Raw genomic sequence first — 5,920 nt, 5'->3', positions numbered from 1 at the left:
ATCGCCTGCCCGCTGGGTGCGCACTACCTGCCGGTGCCCAGCAACGATGCCCCTGAGGTGCAGGACCTGCTGGAAGAACTTGGCCTGCGTCGGCGCATTGCAGGCCGCTGGGAATACGACGAACGCCACCTGTGCCACAGTCCGCAAGAGCGCCTGTTTATCAACGGCGCCTGGCAGGAGGGTCTGCTGCCGGTGCAAGGCGTCGGTCGTGACACTTTGGCGCAGTACCAGCAATTTGCCACTCTGGTGGAACAGGCCCGGCACGCATCCCGCTGGACCATTCCAACATCAAAACAGGCACTAGCCCCCGTTCAGTCTGCGCTAACAGCTATTACTTTTATAGCGTACCTGGACCAGCACGGGTTAACCGACCCGCACCTGCGCTGGTACCTGAACTACTGCTGTCGGGACGATTTTGGGGCCGGCATTGCCACGGTGTCGGCGTGGGCCGGTATGCACTACTTTGCCAGCCGCCACGGTTTTCACGCGCCGGGTGCCGAGTCGCTGGAGCGCGAAGGCGTGCTGACCTGGCCCGAGGGCAACGGCTGGCTCACCCAACGCTTGGCCATGCCCTTAAAAGAACGTCTGAAAACGGGCCGCGTGGTGCTGCGCATCAACAACGTCAAACACGGCGTGGAGGTCGACGCTTTCAACACCGTCACCCAAACCGTGGAGCGCTGGCAAGCCCCGCGTGCCATCGTGGCCTTGCCTATTTTTGTGGCAGCGCGGGTGGTGCAAAACCCTCCCGATTTTTTGCGCCAGGCCGCCACTCGCACCGTTTACGCACCCTGGCTGGTGGCCAATATTCACATCCACACTCCGCTGCATGACCGCCCCGGCCCGGCCCCGAGTTGGGACAACGTGATTTATGACGCGCCGGGTCTGGGCTATGTGGACGCCCAGCACCAAAGCCTGAAACCGGTGCCCGGCGCCACCGTGCTGACCTATTACCGCACCTTGGGCGATTTACCCAACGCGCGACGCCTGCTGCTGGATAAGCCGTGGGCCGCGTGGCGTGACGACATCCTGACAGAGCTGGCGCAGGCGCACCCTGACCTGCCCGCTAAAACCAGCCGCATCGACATCACCCGCTATGGCCACGCGATGGCTGTGCCCGTACCGAAGGATTTAAGCCAAATCAGGCTGCAGCCCTCGTACAACCTGCGCAAGCAGATATTAAAAACAGAGCGTTTTCAAATCAGCCACGAGCGGCTTAACTTTGCCCACAGCGACTGGGCCGGTTACTCGGTGTTTGAAGAAGCCTTCACCTTGGGGCATGAGGCAGCTTGATCTTCGTTTAGTTTTAAATTCACTAAATTCGATTAATTCGCTCAAGTTAAATAAACCACTTCTCCAAAATTAAATATTGTTTATATAGTCTGTCCATGACAAAACCAGACGCCAAACCCTACCTCACAGCCAAAGATGTCGCGAGTCTATTGATGGTGTCCCCCAATACGATCCGACTCTGGACCGGCAATGGACTCCTTAAAAGCGAAACCACCTTGGGCGGCCACCGCCGTTTTCTTCGCAGCGACATCGAAAAAATGCTGCAGGAACGCAGCCACCCCTCGGCGAAAAAACGACCGTCTATTCTGATCATTGAAGACGAAGAAGCGCTGGCCCAAACCATGGCAGAGGGATTGATGGAGGCGGTGCCGGGCCTTTCAGTCCATATCGCCACGGACGGGTTTTCTGGCGGTTTGAAGTCAAGCCTGCTCAAGCCCGATGTGGTGTTGCTGGACCTGATGATGCCGGGCATGAGCGGCGTGGAGGTGTGTCGCATGCTCAAACAAGAACCTCAAACCCAGCACATCCGGGTCATCGCCTACACCGGGTACGCCACCCAGGACCAAGTGGATGCGGTCATCACCGAAGGTGCCGAAAGCTGCCTGCTCAAGCCCTTGCGTATTCCCAAACTTTTGCAAGCGATCGGTTTAAACGATCAAGCCACCTCCGAGGTTTCCCCATGAACGCAGACACTGACTATTTACGGTTGGCGATTGTTGAAGATGAGCCACAAATGGGCTTGCTTATCTCTGACATGCTGGCATTGGCGGGGCAACCGTCGGACCTTTTTACAAGCGGCAAGGTTCTGCTCAAAAGTCCGGGTCTGACGCATTACGAAACCATCATTCTTGATCTCTCGCTGCCGGACATTGACGGTTTTGCGCTCTTTGAAAGCTTGGTCAAATCAGCACCCCATGTGTCGCTGCTGCTCATCAGCGGACATTCAATACATGTTCTGGCGGCGGCGCAGACGTATGCCCAAGCCATTGGTTGCAAAGTAATGGGCGTATTGAACAAACCCTTCTCAAAATCCGAGTTGTATGGCGCGCTGGGTTTGACGGTTCAAGCCCCGACCTGACGCATGGCACCTGATTTCACCGCGCCAGTTCTGCGCAAGAACCGGTTGCAAACGTTCAACCCTCTCCGGAATTTCGGCACCATTTGCTGGGCCATTCTGGTGGGCGCGGGCATACTGGTCATGGCCATTGCAAGTTTCACGCTCCACACCGTGAAAGAGGTACAGGTGGCGGCGATGACCGAGTCCATTGAGTTCAACACCAAAGTTGTGATCGCCGATGAAGCGCGAACGAGACACATCATTGCCACACTGGACAAAATTCTGGTGGTGATCAGAGCAGATTTTTTATCGAAGCGACTGGTCTCACGCGACGATTTGATCGAGCGCATCAACCAGCTCAGCGTGCAGGAGGACCGTAACCCGAATGCCGTCATCATGGACGCGAGAGGCAATCTGTTGATCGCTACAGCGAACAGTCCCACCGGGAAACAGTTACCGCTTAATCTCGCAGATCGCGATTACTTCAAATCCCAACAAACCGCCAACAGCGACGAATTGCAGATTGGCGTTCCCATTCAAAGTCGAATCACAGGTGAATGGGTCATTCCGCTGACACGTCGCATGACGAACCCGGATGGTTCGTTGGGTGGCGTGATCTTTATGAGCCTTGATCCGGCTGTGTTCACGGATTCATACAAAGCCATCAGCCTGGGCAAAAATGCCTCGCATGCGATTATTGGACTGGATGGTTTTACCCGCGTGCGCCGAGACAATATCAAAATAAGTTATGGCGACGACGCCAGAAAATCACAAGTTTTCAACGAAATAAAATTGGCTTCGGCCGGTACCTATACCGGCAAGGCGGCGGTCGATGGCGTCGTGCGCGCCGTGAGCTACCGTGTCATTGAGCCCTACGCACTGGTCATTGTTTCAGCCAGTTCAGTGGGTGACATCCTCGCATCGGTAGCAGGCCAGATTCAGACCGCCCGGGTGGCGGGCGCGTTGGGCTCTGGACTGGTGGTCTTGTCTGCGGTCATTCTCATTGTCTCCATCCTGCGCCAAAGAAAGGCCTTTGAAAATTTGGCTGACAGTGCGGCACGCTATCAGGGCTTGTTTGAGCAAACGCCAGTCATGCATGTGATCACGGAAACCAGTGGCACCCATCCCACCATACTGGAATGCAATCAAAAATTTGCAGTTGCCATGCGGTATAGCCGTGAAGCCTTGATTGGTAAAAAAATCTCTGAACTTTTATCGCCAGATTCGCCGGGCTACCACGACTTACACCAAAACCTGCAAAGCGTCGCCGAGGGGGCAACCCTCCTGGAGCCCCGAACATTGCTCACCAAAGACGGGCGCAAGTTATATGTTCTGGTCCAGATGACTCCAGACTCCGAATCAGACGCTGAAAAGGTCAATTTACGGGCCACCATGGTGGACATCACCCGCAGTGAGTCCTTGCGCGCAGCCCTTTTCAACAGCGAGCAGAACTTCAAGCAACTGCTGGAGCTGATTCCCCAGCTGGTGATGACGATGGACGCCCAAAGCAAGCTCACCTGGGTCAATGAGAGAACGGTTGACTACATTGGCGCAACGAACGCACAGAGCAAGACAGACTTCAAGTGGATGATTTCGGCCGTCCACCCTGAGGATCAAGCCAGCGTCAGAGGGCATTTAGCAGCCGCCATATCGTCGAGAACGACGTCTGGTTACTGCGAGTTTCGACTGCGTGCAAGCGACGGTGAATACCGTTGGTTCACCTCGCAAGTGACGCCCATCATGGACGATGAGGGCCACATTATTCAGTGGTTAAAAACCTGCATTGATATTCATGAGCGCAAGATGGCCGACGAAAGAATGCGCGTTGTTCGAAAAGTAGAAACGATTGGACAACTCACGGGTGGACTGGCCCACGACTTCAACAATTTGCTGGCCATTGTCATCGGCAATCTCGACATGGTCACCGGGTCCATCACCGATGCAAAAGGGGCTCACCGCATAAAAGTGGCCTTGGGCGCGGCAGAGCGCGGGGCTGAGTTGGTCAAGTCTCTTTTGGCACTCGCCAGCAAGCAACCTCTCTTGCCAAGCCACACGGAACTCGGTGCGCTACTGGAGCGCCTCGCACCCTTGCTGCGTCATGCGCTAGGTGTTCGCGTGAAGTTGGCAATGCAAACCAGCAAAGCCAAGATCTATGTGCAGGTTGATGTCGCGGGGCTTGAAGCGGCCTTGCTCAATTTGGCAATCAACGCACGCGATGCGATGCCCGAGGGTGGTTCTCTTGCCATCAGTCTCGACATTCTGATGCCGGTGGCTACGCAGGAGGGGGACGCAACGCCAATGGCTTTCATTGCCTTCAAAGACACCGGGACGGGCATGACGGAAGAAGTCCTCAGACGCGCCCAGGAACCCTTTTTTACCACCAAAGAACGCGGCCAAGGCACGGGACTGGGCTTGTCCATGGTGGCCGGTTTTGTCAAACAGTCCAGGGGAGAGCTGACTATTCAGAGCACGGTCGGTCAGGGCTGCACCATTGAAATCTTCTTACCCATGACGGGTCAACACGACTTGCCGGAGCACCTCACGCCAGTAGCTGAAAAAACGAAACCACAATCCGGCGTGATTCTGGTGGTCGACGACCAGGCAGAAGTAGCGTTGGTACTGTGCGATTGGGCAGAAGAATTAGGATATGCAACACTGACTGCGAACTCGGCCCAAAATGCACTTTCGCTGTTGGCGAAAACACCGGTGGATTTGGTCATCAGCGACATCGCCATGCCCGGCGACCTCGATGGCATCGGTCTCGCCGACGTGATCAGCAAACGGTATCCCGAAATTAATGTCTTGTTGATGTCGGGTTACTCGAAAGAAACGGCGACCGCCAGAACCGATGTGCCCTGGACCGTGTTGGTCAAACCCTTCAGAAAGCCTGAGCTTCAATCGGCCATCGAAACCCATCTGAGCCCGGGTGTCCCTCAACGTGTCGATGATTGGTGCATTTGAAATGGAATCAGCCGCGTTGCAAGGCATGCTGCGCGATTTGGCAAGGTTGAAACAAAGTCGTCATCGCCAACATCAGCGCCTGTGCCTTGGCGGAGTGATCACCGCCAAAATTGCACACATAGACGTCGAGCGTTGCGGCCCTTTGCTCTGGCCAGGTGTGCACACACAAGTGCGACTCAGCCAATAACACGGTGGCCGTGACGCCACCCAGCCCCTGGTCGGTGGCGGGGAAGGTATGAAAAACATGGGCGACCGCCTGCAGACCCGCAGCAGCCACAGCCTGAAGGCAATGCTCGCCCAAAAGGGCGCTGTCTGTCAGCCATTCGGGCGCACAGCGGCAGTCGTGAAGATCGGCGGTAAGGTGCAGTCCTTGCATGGTTCAAACTATGGCTAAATATCGATTTACAGGAATTCCACTATGTCACGTCAAACTATTTGGGCCACCAAGGTCGCCGCGCTGGTCAAAGGGGGCAACACCGAGGCCGCGATTGGCCAGATCAAGGTGGCACCCACCGTCAAAGATCTGAAGGATTTGCGCGCCCTGCTCATCGCTGCCAAGCTGATGGCACGCCACCCGAATGTGGATGATGCCACCAGCGACATGATTGTGGC

6 protein-coding genes are annotated in these 5,920 nt (G+C 55.9%); 5 read left to right on the top strand and 1 reads right to left on the bottom strand.

All coding sequences use genetic code 11. The annotated features are described in order from the left end of the window. From WCG50_RS16635 to WCG50_RS16620, 4 genes are all read left to right on the top strand, one after another. On the top strand, positions 1-1,290 hold a 1,290-nt coding region (locus tag WCG50_RS16635), incomplete at its 5' end, for a hypothetical protein (RefSeq protein ID WP_336900713.1). Positions 1,291-1,385: 95 nt separating this feature from the next. Further along, the gene (locus WCG50_RS16630) at positions 1,386-1,973 is read left to right on the top strand and encodes a response regulator (protein ID WP_336900712.1); all 588 of its coding nucleotides are present in this window, start codon (positions 1,386-1,388) and stop codon (positions 1,971-1,973) included. Continuing rightward, entirely contained in the window at positions 1,970-2,368 is a 399-nt protein-coding gene (locus tag WCG50_RS16625; protein WP_336900711.1) for a response regulator, read from the top strand. Before WCG50_RS16630 ends, WCG50_RS16625 begins: the two co-directional genes overlap by 4 nt. A 3-nt stretch (positions 2,369-2,371) precedes the next feature. Then, on the top strand, positions 2,372-5,308 hold the full coding sequence (locus WCG50_RS16620) for a PAS domain S-box protein (RefSeq protein ID WP_336900710.1): 2,937 nt from the start codon (positions 2,372-2,374) through the stop codon (positions 5,306-5,308). 7 nt (positions 5,309-5,315) lie between these two features. Here the strand turns inward: WCG50_RS16620 and speD are convergent, their stop codons facing one another. After that, positions 5,316-5,684: an adenosylmethionine decarboxylase gene (gene speD, locus WCG50_RS16615; RefSeq protein WP_336900709.1), complete on the bottom strand. Its 369-nt coding sequence runs from the start codon at positions 5,682-5,684 to the stop codon at positions 5,316-5,318. Between the two features lie 42 nt (positions 5,685-5,726). Between speD and WCG50_RS16610 the strand changes: the two genes are divergently transcribed. Continuing rightward, positions 5,727-5,920, top strand: a 194-nt coding sequence (locus WCG50_RS16610; RefSeq protein ID WP_336900708.1) for a hypothetical protein, incomplete at its 3' end; no start/stop codon positions are given.

The sequence above is a fragment of the Rhodoferax sp. genome, from assembly GCF_037143375.1.
Lineage (GTDB): Bacteria > Pseudomonadota > Gammaproteobacteria > Burkholderiales > Burkholderiaceae_C > Rhodoferax.
This window is presented reverse-complemented; position numbering and strand designations above follow the sequence as displayed.